24 protein-coding genes and 1 tRNA gene are annotated in these 25,272 nt (G+C 61.9%); 13 read left to right on the forward strand and 12 right to left on the reverse strand.

Annotated features, from left to right (window positions below):
* Positions 1–103 precede the first annotated feature (103 nt).
* On the forward strand, positions 104–532 hold the full coding sequence (locus I5R65_RS02505; RefSeq protein WP_006462575.1) for a thioredoxin family protein: 429 nt from the start codon (positions 104–106) through the stop codon (positions 530–532).
* A gap of 19 nt (positions 533–551) precedes the next feature.
* Here I5R65_RS02505 and I5R65_RS02510 read toward each other — a convergent pair whose 3' ends face one another.
* Positions 552–1,463 (reverse strand): LysR family transcriptional regulator, encoded by a 912-nt coding sequence (locus I5R65_RS02510; RefSeq protein WP_180668656.1) that lies wholly within the window; start codon positions 1,461–1,463, stop codon positions 552–554.
* A gap of 230 nt (positions 1,464–1,693) precedes the next feature.
* Here I5R65_RS02510 and I5R65_RS02515 point away from each other — a divergent pair, with 230 nt between their 5' ends.
* The 4 genes from I5R65_RS02515 (at position 1,694) to I5R65_RS02530 (ending at position 5,352) form a co-directional block, all read left to right on the forward strand.
* Positions 1,694–1,972, forward strand: a complete 279-nt coding sequence (locus I5R65_RS02515) for a DUF4148 domain-containing protein (protein ID WP_180668657.1) — start codon at positions 1,694–1,696, stop codon at positions 1,970–1,972.
* A gap of 568 nt (positions 1,973–2,540) precedes the next feature.
* Positions 2,541–3,794, forward strand: coding sequence for an aspartate kinase (locus I5R65_RS02520; protein ID WP_180668658.1), 1,254 nt, complete (start codon positions 2,541–2,543; stop codon positions 3,792–3,794).
* Between the two features lie 152 nt (positions 3,795–3,946).
* A tRNA-Ser gene (locus I5R65_RS02525) sits at positions 3,947–4,040 on the forward strand.
* A 196-nt stretch (positions 4,041–4,236) separates the two neighbouring features.
* Positions 4,237–5,352 (forward strand): sterol desaturase family protein, encoded by a 1,116-nt coding sequence (locus tag I5R65_RS02530; RefSeq protein ID WP_180668659.1) that lies wholly within the window; start codon positions 4,237–4,239, stop codon positions 5,350–5,352.
* Between the two features lie 9 nt (positions 5,353–5,361).
* Here I5R65_RS02530 and sodC read toward each other — a convergent pair whose 3' ends face one another.
* The 6 genes from sodC to rph all read right to left on the reverse strand — a co-directional run bounded on the left by sodC (position 5,362) and on the right by rph (position 12,263).
* Positions 5,362–5,889: a superoxide dismutase family protein gene (gene sodC, locus I5R65_RS02535; RefSeq protein WP_180668660.1), complete on the reverse strand. Its 528-nt coding sequence runs from the start codon at positions 5,887–5,889 to the stop codon at positions 5,362–5,364.
* A gap of 230 nt (positions 5,890–6,119) precedes the next feature.
* A complete protein-coding gene (locus I5R65_RS02540) occupies positions 6,120–8,207 on the reverse strand; it encodes a bifunctional diguanylate cyclase/phosphodiesterase (RefSeq protein ID WP_180668661.1) in 2,088 nt (695 codons plus the stop codon).
* Between the two features lie 5 nt (positions 8,208–8,212).
* Positions 8,213–9,412, reverse strand: coding sequence for an EAL and HDOD domain-containing protein (locus I5R65_RS02545; protein WP_180668662.1), 1,200 nt, complete (start codon positions 9,410–9,412; stop codon positions 8,213–8,215).
* 140 nt (positions 9,413–9,552) lie between these two features.
* Positions 9,553–10,797, reverse strand: coding sequence for a radical SAM family heme chaperone HemW (gene hemW / locus I5R65_RS02550; RefSeq protein ID WP_180668663.1), 1,245 nt, complete (start codon positions 10,795–10,797; stop codon positions 9,553–9,555).
* Positions 10,794–11,384 carry an RdgB/HAM1 family non-canonical purine NTP pyrophosphatase gene (rdgB, locus tag I5R65_RS02555; RefSeq protein WP_180668664.1) on the reverse strand — a complete coding sequence of 197 codons (591 nt, stop codon included), beginning with the start codon at positions 11,382–11,384 and terminating at the stop codon, positions 10,794–10,796. The genes hemW and rdgB overlap by 4 nt, the downstream gene beginning before the upstream one ends.
* A 150-nt stretch (positions 11,385–11,534) precedes the next feature.
* Positions 11,535–12,263, reverse strand: a complete 729-nt coding sequence (gene rph / locus I5R65_RS02560) for a ribonuclease PH (protein ID WP_180668665.1) — start codon at positions 12,261–12,263, stop codon at positions 11,535–11,537.
* A gap of 56 nt (positions 12,264–12,319) precedes the next feature.
* Between rph and I5R65_RS02565 the strand changes: the two genes are divergently transcribed.
* From I5R65_RS02565 to I5R65_RS02585, 5 genes are all read left to right on the forward strand, one after another.
* The gene (locus tag I5R65_RS02565; protein ID WP_180668666.1) at positions 12,320–12,511 is read left to right on the forward strand and encodes a hypothetical protein; all 192 of its coding nucleotides are present in this window, start codon (positions 12,320–12,322) and stop codon (positions 12,509–12,511) included.
* A 122-nt stretch (positions 12,512–12,633) separates the two neighbouring features.
* Positions 12,634–13,548 carry a YicC/YloC family endoribonuclease gene (locus I5R65_RS02570; protein ID WP_180668667.1) on the forward strand — a complete coding sequence of 305 codons (915 nt, stop codon included), beginning with the start codon at positions 12,634–12,636 and terminating at the stop codon, positions 13,546–13,548.
* Between the two features lie 97 nt (positions 13,549–13,645).
* A complete protein-coding gene (gene gmk / locus I5R65_RS02575) occupies positions 13,646–14,284 on the forward strand; it encodes a guanylate kinase (RefSeq protein ID WP_180668668.1) in 639 nt (212 codons plus the stop codon).
* 59 nt (positions 14,285–14,343) lie between these two features.
* Entirely contained in the window at positions 14,344–14,547 is a 204-nt protein-coding gene (rpoZ, locus tag I5R65_RS02580) for a DNA-directed RNA polymerase subunit omega (RefSeq protein WP_006462590.1), read from the forward strand.
* Between the two features lie 35 nt (positions 14,548–14,582).
* Positions 14,583–16,847 (forward strand): bifunctional (p)ppGpp synthetase/guanosine-3',5'-bis(diphosphate) 3'-pyrophosphohydrolase, encoded by a 2,265-nt coding sequence (locus tag I5R65_RS02585; protein ID WP_180668669.1) that lies wholly within the window; start codon positions 14,583–14,585, stop codon positions 16,845–16,847.
* A gap of 97 nt (positions 16,848–16,944) precedes the next feature.
* Here I5R65_RS02585 and I5R65_RS02590 read toward each other — a convergent pair whose 3' ends face one another.
* Positions 16,945–17,916, reverse strand: a complete 972-nt coding sequence (locus I5R65_RS02590; RefSeq protein ID WP_180668670.1) for a LysR family transcriptional regulator — start codon at positions 17,914–17,916, stop codon at positions 16,945–16,947.
* A 183-nt stretch (positions 17,917–18,099) separates the two neighbouring features.
* Here I5R65_RS02590 and I5R65_RS02595 point away from each other — a divergent pair, with 183 nt between their 5' ends.
* The gene (locus I5R65_RS02595) at positions 18,100–18,708 is read left to right on the forward strand and encodes an FMN-dependent NADH-azoreductase (RefSeq protein ID WP_180668671.1); all 609 of its coding nucleotides are present in this window, start codon (positions 18,100–18,102) and stop codon (positions 18,706–18,708) included.
* A 79-nt stretch (positions 18,709–18,787) separates the two neighbouring features.
* Here I5R65_RS02595 and I5R65_RS02600 read toward each other — a convergent pair whose 3' ends face one another.
* Complete coding sequence (locus tag I5R65_RS02600; RefSeq protein WP_180668672.1) at positions 18,788–20,128, reverse strand: DUF3422 family protein; 1,341 nt, start codon at positions 20,126–20,128, stop codon at positions 18,788–18,790.
* A gap of 123 nt (positions 20,129–20,251) precedes the next feature.
* Positions 20,252–20,809 (reverse strand): transcription elongation factor GreB, encoded by a 558-nt coding sequence (gene greB, locus I5R65_RS02605; RefSeq protein WP_180668673.1) that lies wholly within the window; start codon positions 20,807–20,809, stop codon positions 20,252–20,254.
* A gap of 219 nt (positions 20,810–21,028) precedes the next feature.
* Here greB and I5R65_RS02610 point away from each other — a divergent pair, with 219 nt between their 5' ends.
* Positions 21,029–21,916, forward strand: a complete 888-nt coding sequence (locus tag I5R65_RS02610; RefSeq protein ID WP_180668674.1) for a methylglyoxal synthase — start codon at positions 21,029–21,031, stop codon at positions 21,914–21,916.
* Between the two features lie 7 nt (positions 21,917–21,923).
* Positions 21,924–22,550, forward strand: a complete 627-nt coding sequence (locus I5R65_RS02615; protein WP_180668675.1) for a hypothetical protein — start codon at positions 21,924–21,926, stop codon at positions 22,548–22,550.
* Between the two features lie 87 nt (positions 22,551–22,637).
* Here the strand turns inward: I5R65_RS02615 and I5R65_RS02620 are convergent, their stop codons facing one another.
* Complete coding sequence (locus tag I5R65_RS02620; protein ID WP_180668676.1) at positions 22,638–24,020, reverse strand: EAL and HDOD domain-containing protein; 1,383 nt, start codon at positions 24,018–24,020, stop codon at positions 22,638–22,640.
* A gap of 150 nt (positions 24,021–24,170) precedes the next feature.
* A complete protein-coding gene (locus I5R65_RS02625) occupies positions 24,171–25,058 on the reverse strand; it encodes a 23S rRNA (adenine(2030)-N(6))-methyltransferase RlmJ (RefSeq protein ID WP_180668677.1) in 888 nt (295 codons plus the stop codon).
* Between the last annotated feature and the right edge of the window lie 214 nt (positions 25,059–25,272).

The raw sequence follows: 25,272 nt of genomic DNA on the forward strand, positions 1-25,272 counted from the left end.
TTTACCGTGAGGTGAGCAATTGTTCGGTTCATTCACCGCGATCCAGCAGCTTCATGCGGCAGCGCAAAACGCCAGCGCATGAAGCGAGTAAAATAGCCGTGCCATGTCCTACCAGAAACTTGACCAGACCAACCGCCGTCATCTCGCAGAGGCTCTCCGCAACGACACCTGGGTCGTTGCCTGCCTGTGTGCGAACTGGTGCGGCAGTTGCCGTGAATACGAGGCCGCTTTCCAGGCGTGGGCCGAACGCTATCCTCAGCATCACTTCACCTGGATCGATATTGAAGACCAGGCCGACCTGGTCGGCGATCTCGATATCGACAACTTCCCGACCTTATTGATCGAACGCGGTGCCACGGTGGCCTTCTTCGGCCCCATGGAGCCCGATACCCGACTGGCCGAGCGCATCCTGCTGGCGCAGGTTGACAAGAGCGATGCCGAACTGCAGCGCGAAGCCGCCAGCAGCGCCGAGCGCCGCACCTGGCAGCAGGAGTGCAGCCTGCTGGACAAGCTCGCCGACGTCATCGGCTGAAACCGAGCCCCACCTGGCATCAGGTCAGCCAGGGATCAGTTTCCGGACGCGGAAACCGCGCGCTGATGAAATCGGCAAAGCTGCGCACCTTGGCCGACAGCAGACGGCGACTCGGATACACCATGGAAATCACTACCTGCCCCATGTCGAAACCGGGCAGCACCTGCACCAGCTTGCCACAGCGCAGGTCATCCCCCAGCGAGTATGACGGCCGCAGGACGATGCCCATGCCGGCCAGGGCCAGATCGCGCAACAGCACGCCACTGTTGGACACCGCCTTGCTCACGATGGGTACATCCAGCACACCGGCCTCGGTATTGACGTGCCAGTGATGGCGCAGGTACTCATGCGAAAAATTCAGGCAACTATGGCGCGACAGGTCTTCCGGCTGCTCCGGGGCACCAGCACGCTCCAGATAAGCGGGCGACGCGCACAGGATTACCCGCGCCACGCCGAGCTGGCGCACGATCATGCTGGCGTCGAATTTCTGCAGACTGCTGAAAAATCCGATATCGATACCCTCCTCCACCAGATCGATGGAGCGGTCGGACAGGTTGATATCCAGCGCCACGTCCGGAAATGCCTGGGCATAGCCGGCCAGCAGCTCGCCCAGTTGCGACTGCCCGAAACCGGCATTGGCATAGATCGCCAGGGTACCCGCAGGACGCTTGGTCTCCAGTGACACCAGCGCTTCGGCGTCATCGATCTCGCCCAGGATCATGCGCACCCGTTCCAGGTAGGCCTGCCCTGCTTCGGTCAGCGACAGGCGCCGGGTGGAGCGATTGAGCAGACGCGTGCCGAGATGCGCTTCGAGATCGGCAATGAAACGCGTTGCTACGGCATTGGAAATTTCCAGCAACTCGGCGGCGCGCACGAAACTGCCCTGCTCCACCACCTTGGCAAACACCCGCATTGATTGCAGACGATCCATTTTTCAAGCCCTCGATTGTTCCATAAAGAGAAATAGTCAATTCCGATTAGACCTATTTTTCTTTGGCTCCGCAATATTTACACTTCAGTCATCGGTTAGCGCAATGCAGCATCTGCCCCAACCGCTTGTACCAGGCAGCCCACGAGTGGGCTTTCCCACAAGGAGAGCGCCTTACTCGCCGGCATCTGGGCAATGTCGTTCCACCCACTTACCCAATAGAGGACCCTATCATGAACATCAAGAATATTATCGTTGCCGCCTCCCTGCTGGCCGCTGCCGGTGCCGCCATGGCCGAAGCTCCGTATCCGCCGGAAACCCCGTTCCACTCGACCCAGACCCGCGCTGACGTGAAGGCTGAACTGCAACGCGCCCAGGCCAACCATGAGATCGTCTCGCGCAATGAGTACCCGGTGCTGCGTCAGGCTCCCTCCAAGCTGAGCCGCCAGGAAGTCGTAAGCCAGGTGCAACAAGCCAACAGCGCATCGCAGAACCTGTACAGCGGCGCCTGATCGGGCAGACGTAGTGAGCGGTCGATGCATTGACCGATTCCGGACAGGCAGTGTTCCGCACGGCGCATCCCCCGCGTTTGACCATCAATGAACGCGAATGAGTGCCCCCGATTGCGTCCGAACCGCCCGCCCTGGAAATCAGGACCACCATCGCCGCAAAGCTTCACCCGCAGTACCAATGCTTCACAGTACCGCAGCACCACCTGCCATGCCGCCAGCTGTTACCGGGCGCATGACAGCTGGTGCAGCAATCGTTCCAGCCTCACGCCCGTCTCCTCCTGCATTGCCCCCTCCCCCTAGCCCTTTTTCCTGCTTCAGCCGTAATTGACGCACGGAGTGCGCATTCCCATGTCATGAGTCTCCAGATTCATGCATGCAGAGGCCTGCCCATGCTCATTTCTGCTGCAGCGCGACATACCGCCATTGCCGTCCCGGCTCGGTGCAAACGCAAGCCACATCAAGCTTTCCCTTGAGATTTTGGCGCTCCGCATGTAAAGTCAAGGGTTTGTTCCTTTCGGCCTAGCTAAGGGTTTCTTGTCAAAGTCGGGCCACCTTTTTTTATCCCCCTATGGCTTTATACGTTCACAAATACGGCGGCACCTCGATGGGCTCGATCGAGCGCATCCAGAATGTCGCAAAGCGCGTTGCCAAATGGCACGACGCAGGCCATCAGATCGTCGTCGTGCCGTCGGCGATGTCTGGTGAAACCAACCGTCTGCTGGGCATGGCCAAGGAAATCATGGCCCAGCCCGACGGTCGCGAGCTCGACATGCTCGCCTCCACCGGAGAGCAGGTCTCGGTGGCTCTGCTGGCCATCGCACTGCAAGCCCTGGGCAAGCAGGCCGTGTCCTATGCCGGCTGGCAAGTCCCGATCAAGACCGACTCGGCCTTTACCAAGGCACGCATCCGCTCCATCGACGACGCCAAGGTCCGCAAGGACCTCAATGCTGGCAAGATCGTCATGATCACCGGCTTCCAGGGCGTGGACGCCGACGGCAACCTCACCACCCTGGGCCGTGGCGGCTCGGACACCTCGGCCGTGGCCGTAGCGGCTGCCATCAAGGCGGTCGAGTGCCTGATCTACACCGACGTCGATGGCGTCTACACCACCGATCCGCGCGTGGTCAGCGATGCCCGTCGCCTGAAGACCGTGACCTTCGAAGAGATGCTGGAAATGGCCTCCCTGGGTTCCAAGGTCCTGCAGATCCGCTCGGTGGAATTCGCCGGCAACTACAAGATGCCGACCCGCGTGCTGTCGTCTCTGACCGACCCGCTCACGCCGCTGGCCGAAGAAGCCGCCTCCGGCACCCTGATTTCGTTTGAGGAAGACAAGAACATGGAACAAGCAACCATCACCGGCATCGCCTTCAGCCGCGACGAAGCCAAGATCACCGTGCTGGGCGTACCGGATCGTCCTGGCATCGCCTACCAGATCCTGGGCCCGGTGGCCGACGCCAACATCGAAGTGGACATGATCATCCAGAACCAGTCGGTGGAAGGCAAGACCGACTTCACCTTCACCGTTCCGCGCGCGGAATACGCCAAGGCCGTGGAAGTCTTGAACAGCAGCGTAAAGGCCCACATCGGCGCGGCTGCCATCAACGGCGACACCAAGGTCTCCAAGGTCTCGGTGGTCGGCGTGGGCATGCGCAGCCACGTGGGCATCGCCTCGCAGATGTTCCGCACCCTGTCCGAGGAAGGCGTCAACATCCAGATGATCTCCACCTCCGAAATCAAGATCTCGGTGCTGATCGACGAGAAGTACATGGAACTGGCCGTACGTGCTCTGCACAAGGCCTTTGACCTGGACAGCGCCAAGTAATCAGCATCACCCGCAGCACCTGCCACAGCGAGGATGGCACCGGCAAAAAACAGTGATTATTTGCAAGACGACTGTTGACCGGATGCAAATGAGAAGATATTATCTCGGTCTTCTCTGAGGCAACGCAGCAATGCGATAACAGCCTTCAGTGTGGAGACGTGGCCGAGTGGTCGAAGGCACTTCCCTGCTAAGGAAGCATACGGGCTTAAACCTGTATCGAGGGTTCGAATCCCTCCGTCTCCGCCAAGCATTACTAAGCCCCTGTTTTTACAGGGGCTTTTTTATTGCCTCATCGCCATTGCCCCCCTCCCCGGGGTACCTGCTGATTTGTCGCAACATGGACTGCAAATAGGAGATTCTGGCACTCGGCATCTGCGCGGCTGGGCGCAAACGTCAGGGTACTGTCAGACAGTGTTTTGTGCATCGCGGCATAATATCCGCCATGGAAAAAATCATTGTCTACATCATTCCCGTCTTCCTCTTGTTGATCGTGGCGGAATTCACCTATGGCTACGTACGCGGCCGCAACACCTACCGCCTGCCCGATGTCGTGGCCAGCCTGTCGCAGGGAATAATCAGCCAGTTGGTGGCGCTGCTCACCCAGTTGTTCCAGGTCGGGCTGTATTCGCTGACCTATCGCGCCGTGGCCATCTTCCCGGCAGCACGCTTCTGGCAAGGCGCACTCGGCTGGATCGCGGCCATCTTGCTGTTTGATTTTTTCGATTACTGGTTGCACCGCTTCGGCCATGAGAACGCATTGGGCTGGGCGGCGCACTCGGTGCACCATCAGAGCCAGGACTTCAATCTCTCCACTGCGTTGCGTCAAGAAAGCACCGTGGCGCTGCTCGGCTGGGTGTTCTACCTGCCCATGGCGATCCTCGGCGTGGAGCCAGAACAATTCGGCATCGTCGGGCTGGTGGTGCTGGCCTACCAATTCTGGATCCACACCGAGCACATCGGCAAGCTGGGTTGGTTCGATCGCGTGTTTTCCTCACCCTCCAATCACCGGGTACATCATGCGGTGAACGAGCAGTACCTCGACAAGAACTATGGCGGCATGCTGGTGATCTGGGATCGCATGTTCGGCACCTTCGCCGAGGAAAAGGAGCAGGTGGTCTACGGCACCCGTACGCCCCTCAATAGCTGGGATCCGCTGTGGGCGGTCCTGTCCGGCTACTGGCAGCTATTGCACAGCGCAGCAACGATGCCGCGCTGGCAGGACAAGTTGAAGATCTGGTTCAAGGCGCCTGGCTGGCGCCCCGCAGGGATGGAACCGTATCCGCCATTCGACCTTGAGGCCGCGCGTCGCCGTTACGACGTCCAGCTGCCACGCGTGCGGCAATGGCTTTCAGGACTACAGTTCGTGGGATTATTAGCGGCGGCCTCGGCGTTGCTGTGGCAGGCAGATGAACAACCCTACCTGCACCTGCTGGTCATCAGCACCGCCCTGCTGGCCGGATTCTGGGCGCTCGGTGCATACATGCAGCGCCGCTTGGGCGGCGCGTTGATGCTTGCCATTGACGTGGCGGCAGCGGTGGCCGCCTACGCTTTGCTCTGAGCGCTCTGCTTACTGGATGACACCACACGCCAGTCGAACCCCGCCTCCACCCAGCGGCGCAGGATGGTCGGCGTGGTTGTCGCCACCCACGTGGATCATCAGGGCATGGCCACGGACTTCGGCCAGCGTCTTGATGCGCGGGGCCAGCACCGGGTACTCAGCCTTGCCGGCGGCATTCACGTAGAGCGCCGGCAAATCGCCCAGGTGCCCCTCACCATACGGGCCCTCATGTTTGCCGGTCTTTTGCGGGTCCCAGTGACCGCCGGCGGCCAGGGCCGGTTCCATCTTGCCGTCCTTCTCCAGCGGCGCGCAGGATGCATTCTGATGCACGTGGAAGCCGTGCTGACCACCCGGCAGGCCGCTGATGGCCGGCGTGAACAGTAGACCGTAAGGAGTCTCGCTGATGGTCACCTCCCCCACGGCCGCGGCCACGCCATTTGCATCGACCAGGTTCATCGGCACCTTGATCGCGGCCGGAGAGGCGGCCAAGGCGCTTCCACACAGCATCATGGCCAATACGGCAATGTGTCGTTTCATGTTTGTTTCCTTCCGAAAATAAAATGATGGAGGATAGGTCACCCACCCGCAGACCGATGCGAAAAACAGATTCTCGCCGCAAAGATGGACGAAATTCGTGATGCGATTCAAAAAATCACTATAGAAGTGCAGACTGACTTGAGTGACAACAAGCTTGCCAGCATAGAAGCGGATCGTGCCGGCGGCAATGCGCAATATCTCGCACCCGCGTCGCCGTCCTGCCGGCGAACTCAGTTGCGTGGTGTATCGCCCGAACTGCCGGGCTCACCGGTTTCGACGCCATCCAGCGCCACCTTGAGCTTGCGTCCTTCCAGCAGCATTGCGTGGAAATCCACCGCTGGAATCGGACGCGAGAAGATATATCCCTGCAGCTCATTGCAACCGGCTTCGCGCAGGAAGTTGAACTGCTTTTCGGTTTCCACCCCTTCGGCGATGACCTTGTGGCGCAACTGCTTGGCAATACCGATGATGGCGCTGGCGATGGCACAGTCATTGGTATCGTCCGGGATGCCCATGGTGAAGGAGCGGTCGATCTTGAGAGTATTGATGGGGAAACGCTTGAGGTAGGACAGGCTGGAATAGCCGGTCCCGAAATCATCCAGGGAGATGGTAATACCCAGGCTGCAGATCTTTTCCATGATGGAAATGACACGATCAGTGCTATGCATCAGCATGCTCTCGGTGATCTCCAGCTCCAGCCAGTCGCCGCTGAGCATGTGGCGACCCAGTGCGGCGCGCACGCGGTCGGGCAGCGAACGCGTGAACTCGCGCGCCGTCACGTTCAGGGCGATGCGGATCGGCGCCAGGCCCGCTTCCTTCCAGGCCCGGGCCTGACGGCACACGGCATCCAGCACCCAGTCGCTGAGCTGGACGATCAGCCCGGTCTGCTCCGCAATGGGAATGAACTCACCCGGCAGCAGCAGGCCGCGCTCCGGGTGTTGCCAGCGCACCAGCGCTTCCGCACCGGTGATGGCCAGGGTGTGCATGTCGACCTTGGGCTGGTAGTACAACAGCAGCTCGTTGTATTCGAAGGCATGCAGCAAACCGGTCTCGATGCGCAACAGGTCCAGCGTGTTGCGGTTCATCTCTTTGCTGTAGTAGACGTAGCCGCCTTCGTTGTTGTCTCCGCCCTGCTTGGCGCGGTACATGGCGATGTCGGCCAGGCGCAGCAGGGTCTCGGTATCGCCGGCATCTTCCGGGTACATGCTCACGCCGATGCTGGCGCCCACGCGCAGTTCATGACCATCGATGAAGAAAGGATCGTCAAACACCGCCAGCAGCTTCTGGGCGACGAAACCGGGGTGGTAATCCTTGTCGATACCGAACAGGGCCACCGCGAATTCGTCCGCCCCCAGGCGCGCCACCACATCCTGCTCGCGCAAGGCGCGGCGCAGGCGGATCGCGACTTCCACCAGCAGCATGTCGCCGGCCACATGACCCAGGGTGTCGTTGATGGGCTTGAACCGGTTCAGATCGATGAACATGACGCAGCCATGCATGTTTTCATGCTTGGCCTCCATCAGCGCCTGATCCACCGTGCGGGTAAGCAGGGTTCGGTTGGGCAAGCCGGTCAGGGCGTCGTAGTAGGCCAGGTGATGGATGAGTTTTTCGGCGTTCTTGCGTTCGGTGATATCGCTCAGGTAGCCGATCAGGCCAATCGGATGCCCGCTCTGGTCGCGCATCACCGACAGGGAGAGACTGGCCCAGAACACCTCGCCGGATTTCTTGCGACGCCGTACTTCCATCTCACGGCCACCCTGCTCCAGGAATACGTCGTGCAGCGCATCCTCTTCTTCCTCGTTCTCGTAGAGGAAGAGTACATTGCGACCGATGGCCTCCAGGGCGGTATAACCGAACAACTGTTCCGCACCGCGGTTCCAGCTGGTGATGAAGCCGGCCGGGTCCATGGTGATGACCGATTCGTGCATCTGATTCAGGATCTGCGCCTGCTGCTCCAGCTTGGTTTCGATCTGGTCCAGGGAACGGGCGCGCTTTTCCGTTTCGGCGCGCCGTTGCATCAGGCGGCCCAGGAAGGCTCCCAACATCGCCAGCCGGCCGCGCTCCAGCTCGGTATAGGGTCGGGTCAGGGAAGGAAAAACGAAATAACCGAACTGCGCCTCTTCATGCGCCACCGGCTGGCACAGACCGTTGCCGGCTTCGCCCGGCATGCCGATCACGTAGCGACCGCCGGGACGTTTGAGAAAACCGGATGCAATCCCTCCGAGCGCGGCATGCAAAGCCATGCCGTGCAGGTTCTGCATGGCGTCCAGCAATGCAGAACAACATGCCAGATCGTCGCTGCCCACGGAGGAAATCATCGTAATCACGCCTCGGTGCTGACGCGCGTGGCCCAACTGAAGGCCTGGATGAGACAGCGGCAATATCCCTCGGCATCCAACCCGGCGGCGTCCAGATCGACATGGCGCAAGGGGATGCGACCGTCTTCGGAGCGCTCCACCACGTCCAGCAGCTTGCCCAGCCGACCGCTGCGATAGACCAGGGCGTTGCAGATGTCCACCGGCAGCTTCAACGGCTCGATGATGTCGTTGAGCGGCATGCCAAGAAGGATGTCCAGCAGCGAGAACATGCCGGTGATGAAGGCCCGGTCCAGTTCCTCGGGCGTGCAATCGACCCGCTGCGCCATCGCCTCCATCATGGCGGCACGGGCGGCCGCGCGCGGCAGCAGCGGATTGGCCGATTCATCGCCGGGGAAGCGCGCATACAGCAACAACTGCAACCAGCGCTGCAACTGGCGGCGTCCCAGCAGATTGATGGCCTGCGTGAAATTGGTGATATGCGCGGAGAAGCCAAACGCGGCCGAACTCACCAGCTTGAAGAGCTGGTAGGACAGGGCCGGATCCTGCTTGAGCAGGGATTCCAGTTCATTGGCGTCGGCGTCACGCGCCACCAGTTCCAGCAACTTCAGCAGGCGGGCGCGGGAAATCGAATTCTTTTGCGACAGGCGGCTATCGGGATGCAAGGCATATTCGCCCGAGAACCAGCGGAAACCCTCCACCCGGCAGGTATCAAATTGCAAGGCATCGGCCACATTTTCGGCCAGGTGCGGTCCGCGCAGGCGGTGCAGCCAGTGGGTGGTTTCGGGGAGGTTGCCGATACTGGCGTCCAGCGCCATCGATTCCACGAACGGAAACACGCTGGCACCCTGCGTTGGCAACCCGTCGGCGATGATCGAAAAGCCCCGGCTGTAGAGCCAGTCCAGCGCATCGATCTTGCCAGGGTCCACGCAATGCTCGACCGGCACGCGCAGCGCCAGTTGCCCCTCGGGAATCTCGTGCTTGAACTCAGGCGCAAAGATCGCCGGATCGCGCACCGGGATGATGCAGTTCAAGCCACCCAGGGCGTCATGCAGATCGAACTCGTTGAACAAACGCGATAGCAAGGCGCTGCCATCCTCGACGGCCGGCGAAATATGCAGCGACAATGCCGTCCAGACGTGATGGACGTCGGCCACGGGCTGCAAAAACACGAGTGGAAACGGAACGCTTTTATCCTGAACAGCCATATTTTTATCGTGGTGCGCTCCGTAGCCTGCCGAAACGCTCTCTCATTTTGAAAAACTCTAAATAAGTTTCCCAGCAGAATACTTAATTAAAATTAAATTTTTTCTAAATATACCCGATAAAAGCAAGCTTGCAACCAGCTTTATCCTGACAGGAAGATTTCCTGGAGGTCATTCAGAAAACGGCGTCCCAAATCGGTGGGCCGGATCACCGCGTGGTCGCGATACAACATGCCCTTTTGCTCGGCCAGGTCGAGTTGCTTGCCGATCTGGTTCAGGCTCATTCCTGTCCGTTCAGCGAACAGGTTGGGTGAAAAACCCTCGGTCAGGCGCAGGGCATTGAGCATGAACTCGAAGCCCAGCGCGTCGCGACCGATTTCGGCCTCTTCCTGGATCGGCCGGCCGGCGCGGGTCTGCTCCAGATAGGCCTGCGGATGCTTGTAGCGCATCTGGCGCACGATGCGATGCGGGAAGGACAGCTTGGAATGCGCCCCGGCGCCGATGCCCAAATAGTCGCCGAATTGCCAATAGTTAAGATTGTGCCTGGCGCGCCTGCCCGGCTGGGCATAGGCAGACACTTCATAATTGACATAGCCGTCGGCACCGGTCAGCTCGGCGATCATGTCCTGGATGTCGGCACTGGCGTCCTCATCCGGCACTGCCGGCGGGAAACGTGCAAACAGGGTATTGGGTTCCAGCGTCAGGTGGTAGAGCGACAAATGCGGCGGCGCAAATGCGAGTGCCGTACTGATGTCGGCCTGCGCCTCGGCCAGGGTCTGGCGGGGCAAGGCATACATCAGATCGAGGTTGAAATTGTCGAAATTGGCGTGGGCGATCTCCACCGCCTTGCGCGCCTGGTCGCCGTCGTGGATACGCCCCAGCGCTTCCAGGTGTGTCCCGTTGAAGCTCTGGATGCCGATGGAAAGCCGGTTGATGCCGCTGTCCCGGTAAGAGCGGAATTTGTCCGCCTCGAAGGTGCCGGGATTGGCCTCCATCGTGATTTCGATGTCGGCGTCGAAAGGCAGCAAGGTGCGCAGGTCCGACAACAGGCGATCCAGCCCGGCCGCCGACAGCAGGCTGGGTGTGCCCCCCCCGATGAAGATGGTACTGATCTTGCGCCCCCAGACCAGCGGCAGGGCCTGCTCCAGGTCCAGGCGCAGGGCGTCCAGATACTCCTGCTCCGGGAAGCTTCCCTTGACCTCGTGTGAGTTGAAGTCGCAATACGGGCACTTGCGCACGCACCACGGAAAATGCACATACAGCGACAGCGGCGGCAAGACCGTCAGTTGCAGGCTACCGGGCTTGAGGAAGGCCAGCGCTGCCTGTGCCGGGCCGGCGCTGGCCTGGCCGGCGGGGATGTCTGCCGGAACCGGTTTGATGGGGATCATTTCAACTTCTCGATCAATGCGCGCAGGGCCTGGCCACGATGCGAAATGGCGTTTTTCTCGGTGTGGCTCAATTCGGCTGCGGTCTTGCCCAGTTCAGGCAAGAGAAAATACGGATCGTAACCAAAACCGCCCTGCCCGCGTGCCTGGGCGACGATGTGCCCCTTCCAGACGCCGTCGGCGATCACCGGTTGCGGATCATCGGCATGGCGCACATAGACCAGCACGCAGTAGTAATAGGCTGATTTGTCGGCATGGACCGCCAGGTCGGCGATGAGCTTGGCGTTGTTGTTGGCGTCCGACTTGGGTTCGCCGGCATAGCGAGCCGAATACACGCCGGGCGCACCGCCCAGGGCGTTGACGCAGACCCCCGAGTCGTCGGCCAATGCCGGCAACCCGGTCAGGCGCGCCGCATGGCGGGCCTTGGTCAGGGCGTTTTCGACAAAAGTGGCGAAGGGCTCTTCCGCTTCGGGGACGCCAAATTCGCCCTGCGGACGCACGTCCAGGCCGATGTCGCCCAGCAGGCTGGCGAATTCCTTGAGTTTGCCGGCGTTGTTCGACGCCATGACGATCTTTTGCTTGGTTTGCATGCTTGGTCCGGATGGTTTACAGGAGCCGCGACAATGAAAAACGCCATGTCCTGGCTGCAACATGGCGTGTTCCCGCTGTCTTACTATGAATGCCGCATTGTAAAGCGATTTGCCTCAGGTCGTCCGATGGTGACCGACGGCCGGGTTGCCTTACAGGCCCAGAGCCTGCCGCTGCAGACCGTTGAGGGTGGCAATGCCTTGCTGGGCCAGGTCCAGCAGGCTGTTCAAGGTGGCCCGGTCGAAGGCCGCCCCCTCGGCCGTCCCCTGCACCTCGACGAAGTGGCCGGCATCCGTCATGACGACGTTCATGTCGGTATCGCAGTCCGAATCTTCCAGGTAATCCAGGTCCAGCACCGGCACGCCCCGATAGACACCGACCGAGATCGCGGCCACGAACTGCTTGACCGGAATGGTTTCGATCAGGCCACGCCCCTGCAGCACCGAGAACGCATCGTAGGCAGCCACCATGGCGCCGGTGATGGCCGCGGTACGGGTACCGCCGTCGGCTTGCAGGACGTCGCAGTCCAGTTGCAGGGTGCGCTCGCCGAAGGCTTCCAGGTCGAAGGCGGCACGCAGGGCGCGGCCGATCAGGCGCTGGATTTCCTGGGTCCGGCCGGACTGCTTGCCCTTGGCGGCTTCGCGGTCCATGCGGGTGTGGGTGGAACGGGGCAGCATGCCGTATTCGGCGGTGAGCCAGCCCTGCCCCCGGCCCTTGAGGAATCCCGGCACCTTTTCTTCGATCGAGGCGGTGCACAGCACGCGGGTGTCACCGAACTCGACCAGCACCGATCCTTCGGCATGCTTGGTGTACTGGCGCGTCAGGCGAACCTCGCGCAACTGGGAAACGCTGCGGCCGCTGGGGCGATGGGAAGCTGTCATGGTGATCCTTGTCTATATTTATGGTGTCGGGGTTAAGCAGGTAGAGCTGAGGCTTGATGGAGGACATCGACGGCGGCAACCGGGTGCCTAGCCTCTCGATGACGGCCCAAAACCGCTCAAAAACCGCTCATTTTGATGTTTTTGATAGCGCGGCGCCGCCAATCTTCATTAAAATGCGGGCTCCGACCGGGCGACATCCCGGGCAGACCGCACAGGCGCTGCCGGAACGTTCAAGTCCGGCATTGTAATGGATCAGCAAGACTGCCGTCGCGGCAGCAGCCGAGTTTGCCCCGCAACTGCCCGTCCCGCCCGCAACCCGACCTGTCAGCGCGCCCTACCCGGCGCCGCGCCCGCTTATGGAGCCCCGACCTTGACCATCTACAGCATGACCGGCTATGCCGTCACCACCCGTGAAACCACTGCCGGCACGGTCACCCTGGAAATGAAGAGCGTGAATTCGCGCTTCCTGGATCTGCAATTCCGCATCAACGACGATCTGCGCGCGGTCGAACCCATGCTGCGCGAAGCCATCATGGGCCGCCTGGTGCGCGGCAAGGTGGAATGCCGCCTGTCCTTCGGCCGCAAGGTGGCCAGCGGCAATAGCCAGGCACTCAACGGCAACGTCGTAGCCCAGTTGGCCAACCTGCAGGACCAGCTACGTGCGCAGTTCCCGGATGCGGCGCCGCTGTCGGTCAATGAACTGCTGCGCTGGCCAGGCGTCATGGAAGAAGCCGAGATCAGCCAGGAAACCCTGCAGGCCGACATCCTGGCGACCCTGCAGCAGACCCTGGATGCCTTCGTCGACAGCCGTGCCCGCGAAGGTGCGGCGCTGCAGGCGGTGATCCTGGCGCGGGTCGACGCGATGGAGGCCATCGTGGCCCGCATCACCCCGCTGGTGCCACAACTGGTCGAACAATTCCAGCAAAAAGCCACCGACCGCATGACCGAAGCCCTCGGACTGGCGCTGCAGACGCAGAACGGTGCCGCACCGGTAGCCACCCGCGAGGAATCGCTGGAACGCATCCGCCAGGAAGTGACGCTCTACGGCATCCGCATCGACATCGCCGAAGAGCTGGCGCGCCTGTCGGCCCACCTGGCTGAGACCCGCCACATCCTCAAGAAGGGCGGCCAGGTCGGCAAACGCCTCGACTTCATGATGCAGGAGCTCAACCGCGAGGCCAACACCGTCGGCTCCAAGGCTGCCGTCAAGGAACTGGCCGATGCCTCCATGGAACTGAAGCTGCTGATCGACCAGATGCGCGAGCAGGTGCAGAATCTGGAGTGATACCCGGTCGCCGACGGATCACACAGTTCGTCGCCAGCATTGCCCGGCTTATCGGGCAGACTTTCACGTTATTCAAGACATTTTCAGCGAGGACCCCATGCCCGTCCAAAAACCCACTTCCGGCAGCCTTTTCATGGTGGTTGCGCCCTCCGGTGCCGGCAAATCGACCCTGGTCAACGCCCTGTTGAAGCAGGAGCCGGCCATCAAGCTGTCCATCTCCTACACCACCCGCGCCCCACGTCCGGGCGAAGAACACGGCCGTGAATACTATTTCACGGACGCAGAGGATTTCCTGAAGCGCCAGGCTGAAGGCGAATTCCTCGAATGGGCCGAAGTCCACGGCAACTACTACGGCACCTCGCGCCTGATGATCGCCGACCAGATCGCCAACGGCACCGATGTACTGCTGGAAATCGACTGGCAGGGCGCCCAGCAGGTCAAGAAGCAGTTTTCCAATGCCATCGGCATCTTCATCCTGCCGCCTTCGATTGCGGCGCTGGAAGAGCGCCTGAAGAAGCGCGGACAGGACGAGCCGCACGTCATCACCCGCCGCATCCTGGCCGCCGGCGGCGAAATCGCGCACTCCCCGGAGTTCGAATATGTTATTATCAATCAAGAGTTTGCCGTCGCTTTATCCGAGTTGACGGCCATTGTCCAGGCAGCCCGCTGCCGATTCCCGCAACAAGCCGCCCGCAACGCCTACCTGTTCGCGCAGTTGGGCATCCACGCGATCTGAGCCTGGCGGGAAGCCGGACCGATCCATCCACACGCAAGACCGTCATTCAGGAGTTTTACATGGCCCGCATCACCATCGAAGATTGCCTCAAGCAGATCCCCAACCGTTTCCAGTTGACCCTGTCGGCCACCTACCGCGCCCGCCAGCTGCTGCAAGGCCACACCCCCAAGGTGGAAGCCAAGGACAAGCCGACCGTGACCGCCCTGCGCGAGATCGCAGCAGGCAAGGTCGGCGTGGAAATGCTGAAGAAGGTTCCGGCCTGATCCTGGTCCGTCCATGAAGCTGATAACGGTCAAGTATGAGCCTTACCACTACCGACTCCCCCTTATCAGCCACTCCTAGCCCCAAACGTGCCGCCGGTTCCGGTCGCACCGCACCTCCCAACGAAGTCGCCCCCGCCGCTGCCCACAGCGGCGTGGCGACTTTTGCGCATCTGATCCCCAAGCTCGAAGAGTACCTGACCCCTTCCGAACTGAAGAAGGTCAAGGAAGCCTATCGCTTCGCCGATGAAATGCACCTGGGCCAGATGCGCAAGTCGGGCGAGCCCTATATCTCGCATCCACTGGCCGTGGCCGAGATCTGTGCCGAATGGAAACTGGATGCCCAGGCCATGATGGCGGCCTTCCTGCACGATGTGATGGAAGACCAGGGCGTCAAGAAGGAAGAGCTGATCGAGCGCTTTGGTGCCTCCGTGGCCTCCCTGGTGGATGGCTTGTCCAAGCTGGACAAGATCGAATTCCAGAGCCAGGTCGAGGCGCAGGCCGAGAACTTCCGCAAGATGCTGCTGGCCATGGCGCGCGATGTCCGGGTGATCCTGGTCAAGCTGGCCGACCGCCTGCACAACATGCGCACGCTGGGCTCCATGCCGCCCGAGAAGAAGCGCCGCATCTCGCGCGAGACCATGGAAGTCTATGTGCCCATCGCGCACCGCCTGGGCCTGAACAACATCTACCGCGAGCTGCAGGAACTGTCCTTCTCGCACCTCTACCCGCTGCGCCACCGCACGCTGTCCAAGGCCGTCAAGGCCGCACGCGGCAACCGGCGCGAGGTGGTCACCAAAATCATGGAATCGGTCACCTCGACCCTGATCGCCGCCGGCATCCCGGCCCAGGTCGACGGGCGCGAAAAGACCCTCTATGGCATCTACCGCAAGATGCGCAACAAGCACCTGACGTTCTCCCAGGTGCTGGACGTCTATGGCTTCCGGGTGGTGGTCGACAGCTTCGCCAACTGCTATGTGGCGCTGGGCACCCTGCACTCGCTGTTCAAGCCCATGCCGGGCAAGTTCAAGGATTACATCGCCATTCCCAAGCTCAATGGCTACCAGTCGCTGCATACCACCCTGATCGGCCCCTACGGCACGCCGGTCGAGTTCCAGATCCGCACCACCGAAATGCATCGCGTGGCCGAGTCCGGCGTGGCCGCGCACTGGTTGTACAAGGATGACGAAGGCAGCCTGACCGACCTGCAGCAGCGCACCCACGCCTGGCTGCAATCGCTGCTGGACATCCAGAAGCAGACCGGCGACTCGGCCGAATTCCTGGAGCACGTCAAGGTCGACCTGTTCCCCGATTCGGTCTACGTCTTCACGCCCAAGTCCAAGATCATCGCCCTGCCCCGTGGCGCCACGGCACTGGACTTCGCCTATAGTATCCACACCGACATCGGCGACCAGACCACTTCGGCCATCATCAATCACGAACCGGCGCCACTGCGCTCCGAGCTGCACAATGGCGACATCGTCGAGATCATCACCTCGCCGACCTCACGCCCCAGCCCCAACTGGCTTGGCTATGTGCGCACCGGCAAGGCCCGCTCGGCGATCCGCCATCGCCTGCGCACGGCCAACAAGGTCGAGTCGCAAGCCGTCGGCCGACGCCTGCTGGGCAATGCGCTGCACACCCTGGGCATCGACCCGGATCTGCCGTCCCACATCGTCGAGCGCTTGCTCAACGAATCCAGCGCCAAGACCATGGACGACCTGTATGCCGAGATCGGCATCGGCACCCGCATGGCACCGCTGGTGGCACGTCACATCATGACCATGATGGACACCGGCGTGAGCGTGCCGCAGCTGGACCCGGAAGGCCACATGCTGCCCAACAAGCCCGACCCGGTGGTCATCACCGGCAGCGAAGGCGCGTCGGCGCAGTTGTCCTCCTGTTGCATGCCGATTCCGGGCGATCGCCTGACTGGCTACCTGCGACCGGATCAGACCCTGATCGTGCATACCCAGGAATGCGAGACCGCCAAGCGCCTGCACGAGAAGGAACCGGAACGCTGGATCGAGCTGGTCTGGGGGCACGACCTGAACCGTCGCTTCGATTGCCGCATCACCATCCTGATCCACAACGAGCGCGGCACGCTGGCGCGCATCGCTGCCGAGATCGGCGAATCGGACGCCAATATCGTCTCGGTCGCCATGGATGACGAAGGCGGCAATGCTTCGATGAAGTATCTGCGCTTCACCATTCAGGTCGAGGACCGGGTGCACCTGGCGCGCATCATGCGCGGCATCCGCAAGATCGACAGCGTGGCGCGTATCCTGCGCGACCGGGGCTGATCCTGCCCACCATGAAGAACGCCCGCGATCGCGGGCGTTCTTCATGGTGGCATCCACTCTCGCCCGACCGGGCAGCACACTGGCGATCCAGCGCGGCTCACGCCGCGGCCCTCTCGGCAATCAGGCTGGCCTGCGCCTCCTCGTCGAAATGCCGCTGGCAGGCCTGCGCGCCCTTGTCGGCGATGCCACGCTCCAGCTTGTCGGCGAAGAACTCGATCAAGGCACTGACCGCACTGGGCAGTTGCCGACGATGGACATAGACCGCATAGAAGCCCATGGTGTCGCGCTGGTAATCCGGAAGGATGTTGACCAGGGTGCCATTGCGCAGGTCTTCCGACGCCAGCATGGTCGGCAGCAAGGCAATCCCCAGGCCGGCACGCGCGGCCCGCAACTGGCCCTGCGCGGTATTGACGCACAGGCGCGGCACCACCCGCACGCTCTCCGGCCCATGCGGCCCCTCCAGCTTCCAGACCGTATGTTGGGGCGCCTGCGAGGTCGCCAGGCAGGCGTGGGCGACCAGGTCCGCCAGGGCCTGCGGCGTACCCTGCCGCTCCAGGTAACGCGGACTGGCGATCAGCGCCAGATGGCTTTGCACCAGTTTTCGGGCCACCAGGCTGGAGTCGGGTAGCACCCCGCCCCGGAAGGCCAGGTCGATGCCCTCGGCGATCAGGTCGGCGCGACCGTCATTGAGTACGAATTCCAGCTGCACCTTGGGATAGAGATGCATGAATTCATGCATCCACTCGATCGAAAAATTATCGAAGAAATCCACCGGCGCCGCCACCCGCAGGCTGCCGGCCGGCTCGCCCTGACTCTCGCTCAGGCTGGCGCTGGCGTGTTCGATATCTTCCAGCCCCGGCGCACAGCGTTCGAAGAATTCCCGTCCCGCGGCGGTCATGTTGAGCTGGCGCGTGGAGCGTTGCAGCAGGCGCACGCCCATGTTGGCCTCCAGGGTCTGCAGGCGCCGGCTGATGGTATTGGGCGGCATGGACAGCTTGCGGCCGGCGGCGGCAAAGCTGCCGGCACGTACCACATGCACGAACAGCCAGATGTCGTTCAGGTCTAGCATGGCGATGGCCTTCTTCCTCTATGTCCGTCTCGATCCCATTACTGACCCAATTACTTCCAAAACTGGATCAGTGAAATGCGATTCTCGCATCTATTGGAAGAAATGAAAACTGGGTATTGTTCATCCCAATGCAAACGCCTTCCTGTCGAGGCGATGCCAACCGAACAATGTTAAGGAATGACCATGAGCACCCTGCTGCATATCGACTCCAGCGCCCGTACCGGCGGTTCCATCTCGCGCCAGCTGACCGCCTCCTTCGCCCAGCAATGGCAGGCCAAGAACCCCGGCGGCAAGATCGTTCATCGCGACCTGGCCGCCAACGCCCTGCCGCACCTGAGCGAATCCTTGATGGGTGCCTATTTCACCCCGGCCGATGCCCGCAGCGCCGAGCAAGCCGACGTGATCAAGCAATCCGATGCCCTGGTCGATGAGCTGCTGGCCGCCGACACCATCGTCATTGGCGTGCCGATGTACAACTTCGCCCCACCCTCGACCCTGAAGGCCTGGATTGATCACGTCTTCCGCGCCGGCCGTACCTTCAAGTACACCGAAACCGGCCCGGTCGGCCTGGCCAGCGGCAAGAAGGCTGTCATCATCCTGTCCCGTGGCGGCAAGTATTCCGAAGGCCCGATGGAAGCACTGGACTTCCAGGGCAAGTACCTCAAGAGCGCCCTGGGCTTCATCGGTATCACCGATGTCGAACTGGTAATCGCCGAAGGCGTCTCCATGGGTGAAGAGGCCGCCAAGCAAGCCATTGCCAGTGCCGAAGCGAAGATCAACGCTACCGTCTGATCGCGACAGCAGACTGCCCACGTGAACGGGGCGCACCGCCAACAGCGGTGCGCCCCGTTTGCCGTGTTCCGTGCCAGGCTCAGTGGCTACCCAGCCCCTTGTGCATGCGCCGCAAGCCCAGCCAGACGCAGGCCGCCACCACCGGCACCACCAGGCCGGTGGCCAGGTCCGGATTGATGGGCAGGCCCGCCGCCTTGGCCGCCTTGCCGGCATATCCCAGCAGGCCGATCACGTAATAGGAGATGGCCGCCACCGACAGACCTTCCACCGCCTGCTGCAGCTTCAGTTGCTGGGCGGCGCGGGCATTCATGGATTCCAGGATCTGGCGGTTCTGACGCTCCTGCACGATGCCGATCCGGGTACGCAAGAGGTCGTTGGTATGGGCGATGCGCTCGGCCAGGGCTTCCTGGCGGCGGGCGATGGCCTGGCAGGTGTTCATGGCCGGCGCCAGTCGACGCTCCATGAATTCACCGATGGTTGGCACGCCTTCGATGCGCTGCTCCCGCAATTCCTCGATACGCGCCTGCACCAGCCGGAAATAGGCCTGCGAGGCCGAGAAGCGGTAGCTGTTCTCCAGCGACAGCTTTTCAATGCGTGCCGCCAGGCCCGTGATCTTGCGCAGCACGCGTTCGTCTTCCGCCTGCTCCTCCGGCGTGCCGGCGGTGGATTGCTCGGATTGCACCATGGCCGCCGTCAGCGCCGCCAGGTCACCCTCGATCTGGTTGAGCAAGGGGCCGGATTGCTGGGCATGCGGCAAGCCCAGCAAGGCCATCATGCGATAGGTCTCGATTTCCAGGATGCGTTGCGCCAGGCGCCCGCCTTGCAACTCACGCAGTCCGATATCGCGCACCACGAAGCGCGAAAAACCATCCGACTGGATCTGGAAATCGGTCCAGATTTCGCCACCCTGCAAGACCTTGCTGGAACTCATCAGCTTGCCTTCGAAGATGCGCTGCATCTGGCGCGCGGTGGCGGCCGGATCGTCGTCACCGGGCTCCACCACCACATGCGCGGCCACCATCAGCTTGCCCTGGAGCGACAGCAGCCACTGCTGCGGGATATGCGCCAGTGGCGCGCGTACAAAGGCCTGGTCGGTGGAGAGCTCCTCCTCATGGGCCTGGGCGAAGGTATAGGTGGCGAACTCGGTATGACACTCCCACTTCAGCCGGAAGCGGCCGAAATCGTGATAGAAGTGCTTGGCCTCGCCACCCGGGGCGACCACACCGAAATGGGCGCACAGGTCATCGAGCAGCGCATGCTGGGCGCTGGCATGGCGACCGCCGTTGCCTTCTTCGCGCACATAGACGGCCAGGTGGGTGAGCGTTTCTGAGCGCGTCAGCTGCAGGAAGGGGCGCGAATGCACCTCGGCAGCCAGGACGACGCGCTGCGGATGGTTCAGGCTGGCAAAGACGATGGACATGGGACTTTCTCGTGGATGATTGTGATGCTGTGTGCCGGTCGCTCTTGATGGCGACAGGTTGGCCGCAGGCGGGCCTGAACGTATCAGGCCGGCAGCGGCAAAAACGGGAGCGCGCCTGCCCGCCTACTGCGGCGCCGGGTAAGTGACCTCAAGAATGGTCAGCTGCTCCACCCCCGAAGGTGTCTGCAACACCACTTCATCACCTTCGCGCGCCTTGGTCAGCGCCCGCGCCACGGGCGAAATCCAGCTGATGCGGCCCTTGAGCGGATCGAGCTCATCGATGCCGACGATGGTCACCGTGTGTTCCTCGCCGCGCTGGTTTTCGTAATGCACCGTGGCGCCGAAGAAGATCTGGTCGCTGCCGTGATGGACCGAGGGATCGACCACCTCGGCATTGTCCAGTCGCTTGGTGAGGAAGCGGATACGGCGGTCGATCTCGCGCAGGCGCTTCTTGCCGTAGAGATAATCGCCGTTCTCCGAGCGGTCGCCATTGGAGGCGGCCCAGGACACCACGCGCACCACCTCCGGCCGCTCTTCGTCGATCAGGTGCAGCAGCTCATCCTTGATGCGCTGATGACCCTGGGGTGTCATGTAGTTCTTGGCCCCGGCGGGGATGGCCGGCAGGGCGATCTCGTCATCGTCGTCGGCGCCGTCGGACTCTTTTACAAATGCCTTGTTCATGCTGGAATGGGTAGATATGCAGGTTCGCTCTCATTGTAGCCGCATGCGTGCCGCCGCAACGGTACAGTTGCGGCGATTAATCCCTGCATCTCTGTGCTGGCCGAACTCATCGGCAAACCGGTCCGGCTGCGCCAAAGGCTCGCCCTTTGTCCCGCTCTCGGCGATAATCTGCCTTCCCGCCTGGTCACAGGCCTACCACTCCACTGCTCCCCGCGCCCCATGTCTTCCATCGCCCCTCGCTATCGCATCGGTCTCATCGCCAACCGCGCCCACCAGGACGCTGCGGATTCTGCCCTGGTGCAGTTGCTCACCGGTTCGCGCCATCGCATCGAAAGCCTGCAACCCGAACTGATCGTGGTGGGCCGCACGCTGGACGCCATCAGCCAGATGAACCTGCTGCCCGGCTACCCGCACCTGGTGCGCTTCCCCTATGGTCGGCATGGCGGCCTGATGAAGCTGGTCTCGCGCACGGTCGATCCCGACCCCGAGCGCACGCTGGATACCGTCATCTATCTGGTCGATCCGGTCGATCCCTCCTCCACCTTCCCGGAGGCGGTGGCCTTGAAGCGCCAGTGCGTCATCCATGGCAAACCTTTCCTGTCGACGCTGGCCGGCGCCCAGGAATGGTTCGAACTGGAAGCCATCGCCAATGGCGCCGCGCCGGACAGCTTCCTGGATGACCGCTTCCAGCTGGAACAGGAAGGCATCGCCCTGATCGCCCACGATGCCATGAAGTCGCGCATGCTGGAGCTGGCCGAGAAGCACTTCGAGGTGCTGGACCGCTTCGCCTTCCGCTGCGCCACCGGCACCACGGGTGGCCTGCTCAATCAGTTGGCCATGAAGATCAAGGGAGAGGCCGGCCGCAACTGGGTGCGCCCCTTCCTCTCCGGCCCGCTGGGTGGCGATGCGCAGATTGCCGAACTGATCCTGGAGCGCCAGTGCCGCCGCGTGCTGTTCCTGGAAGACCCGCACGTGGCGCGTCAGCATGAAGCCGATATCCAGTTGCTGGAGCGGGCCGCCCGCACCGTGACCGGCTATGCCTCCTGCATGAGCGATGTCAAATGGGGCGATCGCTGGCTGTCGTTGATCAAGGCGCGCGCACTCTGAAGCACGCATGACCGTATCCCCACCGCCGCCCTCCGCCCCCCCGCAGCGCCCCGGCCGCTGGCGCCGCCGGCTGCTGGCGCCGCTGATCTACACCGCAGCGCTGCTGCTGATGCTGGAAGAATGGCTATGGGACGCCACCCAGGCCCTGCTGGCACGCATTCCGAACTGGCCCTGGCTGGTGCGACTGCAGCACTGGATAGAACGGCGCCCGCCCTATGCGGCGCTGCTGATCTTCCTGGCACCCACCCTGCTGCTGCTGCCGGTCAAGCTGCTGGCATTGCTCTCGATCACCCACGGCCATCCGACGCTGGGCCTGGCCATCGTACTCGCGGCCAAGGTATTGGGGACCGCGCTGGTCGCACGCATTTACGCCTTGACGCGCCGCAGCCTGCTGTCGCTGGTCTGGTTCCAGCGCTACCACGACCGACTGCTCGCCCTGAAGGCCCGACTGACCGCACAATTGCAGGTCAGCGCCGGCTGGCAGCAGGCAAAGCGGCTGGTACAGGCGTGCAGGCAGAGCGTGGATGATGTGAAGGCCTATGTGCGGGCGCAAGCAGCCCGCTCGCCGCGATCTCCCCTGGCGCGCCTGATGCGCCTGCTGCGCAGGGTGGTGGCCCGCATGCGCAGCAGATAGTCCTGGGGCACGACGGCCGCTACAAATGAAACAAGGCTGCCGTGGCAGCCTTGTGTTCTGGTTCATCCCCTCTCATGCCGGGCAAACTCAGTCGTCGTCATCGTCATCGATATAGCCGTCCGGCGGCGGTGACATCTGCATCGTGGCATGCTGGCCGATATTGTTGTTGGAAATGCTGTTACCCCATTCGAAGGCATGCTTTTCGGCGGCGAAGAAATCATCGGCCGTCAATTGCAGTTCCTCCAGCAGGTGCTGCATTTCAGCCTGGTCCGGTGCACGTTGCTCGGTACATTCCACCAGCCGCAGCGCCATGCCGTAGAAACCACTGCGACGCAGCAGCGCTTCCCTGATCTCGGTACTGACGGTGATCTGGCGCAACACCGTCTCCATGCTCATCCCGAACAGTGCATCGACCAGCGACATGATGCCCACCGTGAACGCCATCTCCGACATCTTGCGGCGCCCCGGGCGAATCTTCACCGTGATCAGTTCCAGCATCTTGCCGCGCGTGGCCGCCAGGATCATCAGCGGCGACATGGCGTGGGCACGGTCCTTCTCGGTATTGGCGAAGAGCAGGATCTGCAGCCAGCGCTTCAACTGGCGGCGACCCAGCACGATCAGCGCCTGCCCGAGCGAATCGATGAATTTCTGGAAGCCGTACACCGGCGTGTTGACCAAGCGCAGCAGCGTGAGGCTCAAGGCCACGTCACGCTTGATGAAGCGCACGATCTCGGCATTGTCGACATTGCGCACCAGCAGCGTGAGCAGGTGCATGATGATCATCTTCGACGCCTCCAGCTTCTTGCCCTGGAGGATCATCGGCTTGGCGAAGTAATAGCCCTGGAAATAATCGAAACCGAAGGTCATGCAGTCGTTGAACTGCTGCAAGGTCTCGACCTTCTCGGCCAGCAGCTCCTTCTGGGCGCGCTTGAAGTGCACCGACAGCTTGAGCAGCTTGCTAGGATCGACTTCCATGACGTCGATCTTGATGATCTTCACCAGCGGCAGCAGTTCTTCGATCTCTTCCGACTCGGCCACCACGTCATCGAGTGCGAACACGTAACCGGCCTTGGTCAGCTCGCGCACGCGTGCCACCAGTTCCGGCGTCACCCGCACCGTTTCCAGGATCTCCAGCACCACCTTGTCGGAGGGCAGGAAATAGATGAAGTCGCTCATCAGCACGGCGGCATCGACGTTGATGAAGCCGTGCAGGTTACCGATCACATTGGACAGTCCCAGCTCCGAGGCGTGGGCGATCACCGCCGCAGTCGCCGTGACGTCGTCCTTGACGTTGGCCGGGCCGAACGCGGCACTGCGAAACAGCAACTCATAACCGATCAGGTCCTGCTCGCGACTCAGGATAGGCTGGCGCGCCAGGAAAAAATCCAGGGCATGCTGCGCCGGGTGCGCTTGCGAGGGCCAGGCGGACGGGTCGGTGGGATCGGATGGGTCGGCTGACTGGTCTGACATGATTGTTCTTTTACTGGCCCCTGGCGTTGCTGCGATTCTTGACGTATGGCAATCTCATTATTGTATGCCGTTTTGTCACGGTTTCGGCGACATAGAGACCACTACAGGCGACAAAATCACAAATATTCACAAGACCAGCATCACCCGACATCAGAGTTCTCCCGATTCCAGCACATATTCCGCAGTGTCTTCCACGCCCAGCACCTCGATCAGGTAGGGCATGACTTCCTTGAGCGTCGCTTCCAGTGTCCAGGGCGGATTGAGGATGAACATGCCGCTGTTGTGCAGGCCGAAGCCATCCGGTGCCGGGCCATGGATGGCCAGCGTGACATTGAGCCAGCTCTTGGCACCCAGGCGCTTCAGGCGCTCGGGCAACTGGCGCGATTCATTGCGATGCAGGACCGGGTACCACACGGCGTAGGTGCCGCCGGGAAAACGCGTGAGCGCATCCGTGAGCACCTGGACCACGTGGCTGTAGTCGCGCTTGTCTTCATAAGGCGGGTCGATCAGCACCAGGGCGCGACGCGACGGCGGTGGCAACAACGCCTTCAGTCCCTCGAAACCATCGCCCCGATGCACCATCACGCGCTTGCCCCGCGCTGCCGGACGCTGGCCCTGGGCGGCGGCATGCGCCTCCAGCTTGCGGAAATTATCTGCCAGCACCTTCACTTCGCTGGGATGCAATTCGAACAGACGCAAGCGGTCCTGCTCGCGCATGATCTTCTCGGCGCAATACGGCGAGCCAGGGTAATAGCGCATCTTGCCGCTCGGATTGAGCGACTTGACCACATCGACGTACTCCTGCACCGCCGCCGGCAGGTCCTTGCGGTCCCACAGCTTGGCGATGCCGGTTTCATATTCGGCGTTCTTGCTGGCGTAATCTCCATCCAGCGCGTAGACGCCTGCGCCGGCATGGGTGTCGATGACCATGTAGGCAGTGTCTTTCTGCCCGAGATAGCGCATCAACTGGATGATCACCATATGCTTCAGGACATCGGCGTGGTTGCCGGCGTGAAAAGCGTGGCGATAACTCAGCATGGAAAATTCACTTCTAGGATGGGGTTGATAGCGGGTGGCGGCACGGACCGACGCGGGTCACTGGGTGGGCCACCGAAAAGAGGAAAAGCTCATGCATTTTATCAAGGATACGTGAGCAGTTGTCGGACTAATCCGCCATTGTTACAAAGAAGACATGCCCTCAGCGCCGCGCAAAGCGACCCAGTCGTCCGATCGGCCGACAGCCACAGATGCG

The organism is Herbaspirillum sp. AP02 (assembly GCF_015767275.1).
GTDB lineage: Bacteria > Pseudomonadota > Gammaproteobacteria > Burkholderiales > Burkholderiaceae_D > Herbaspirillum.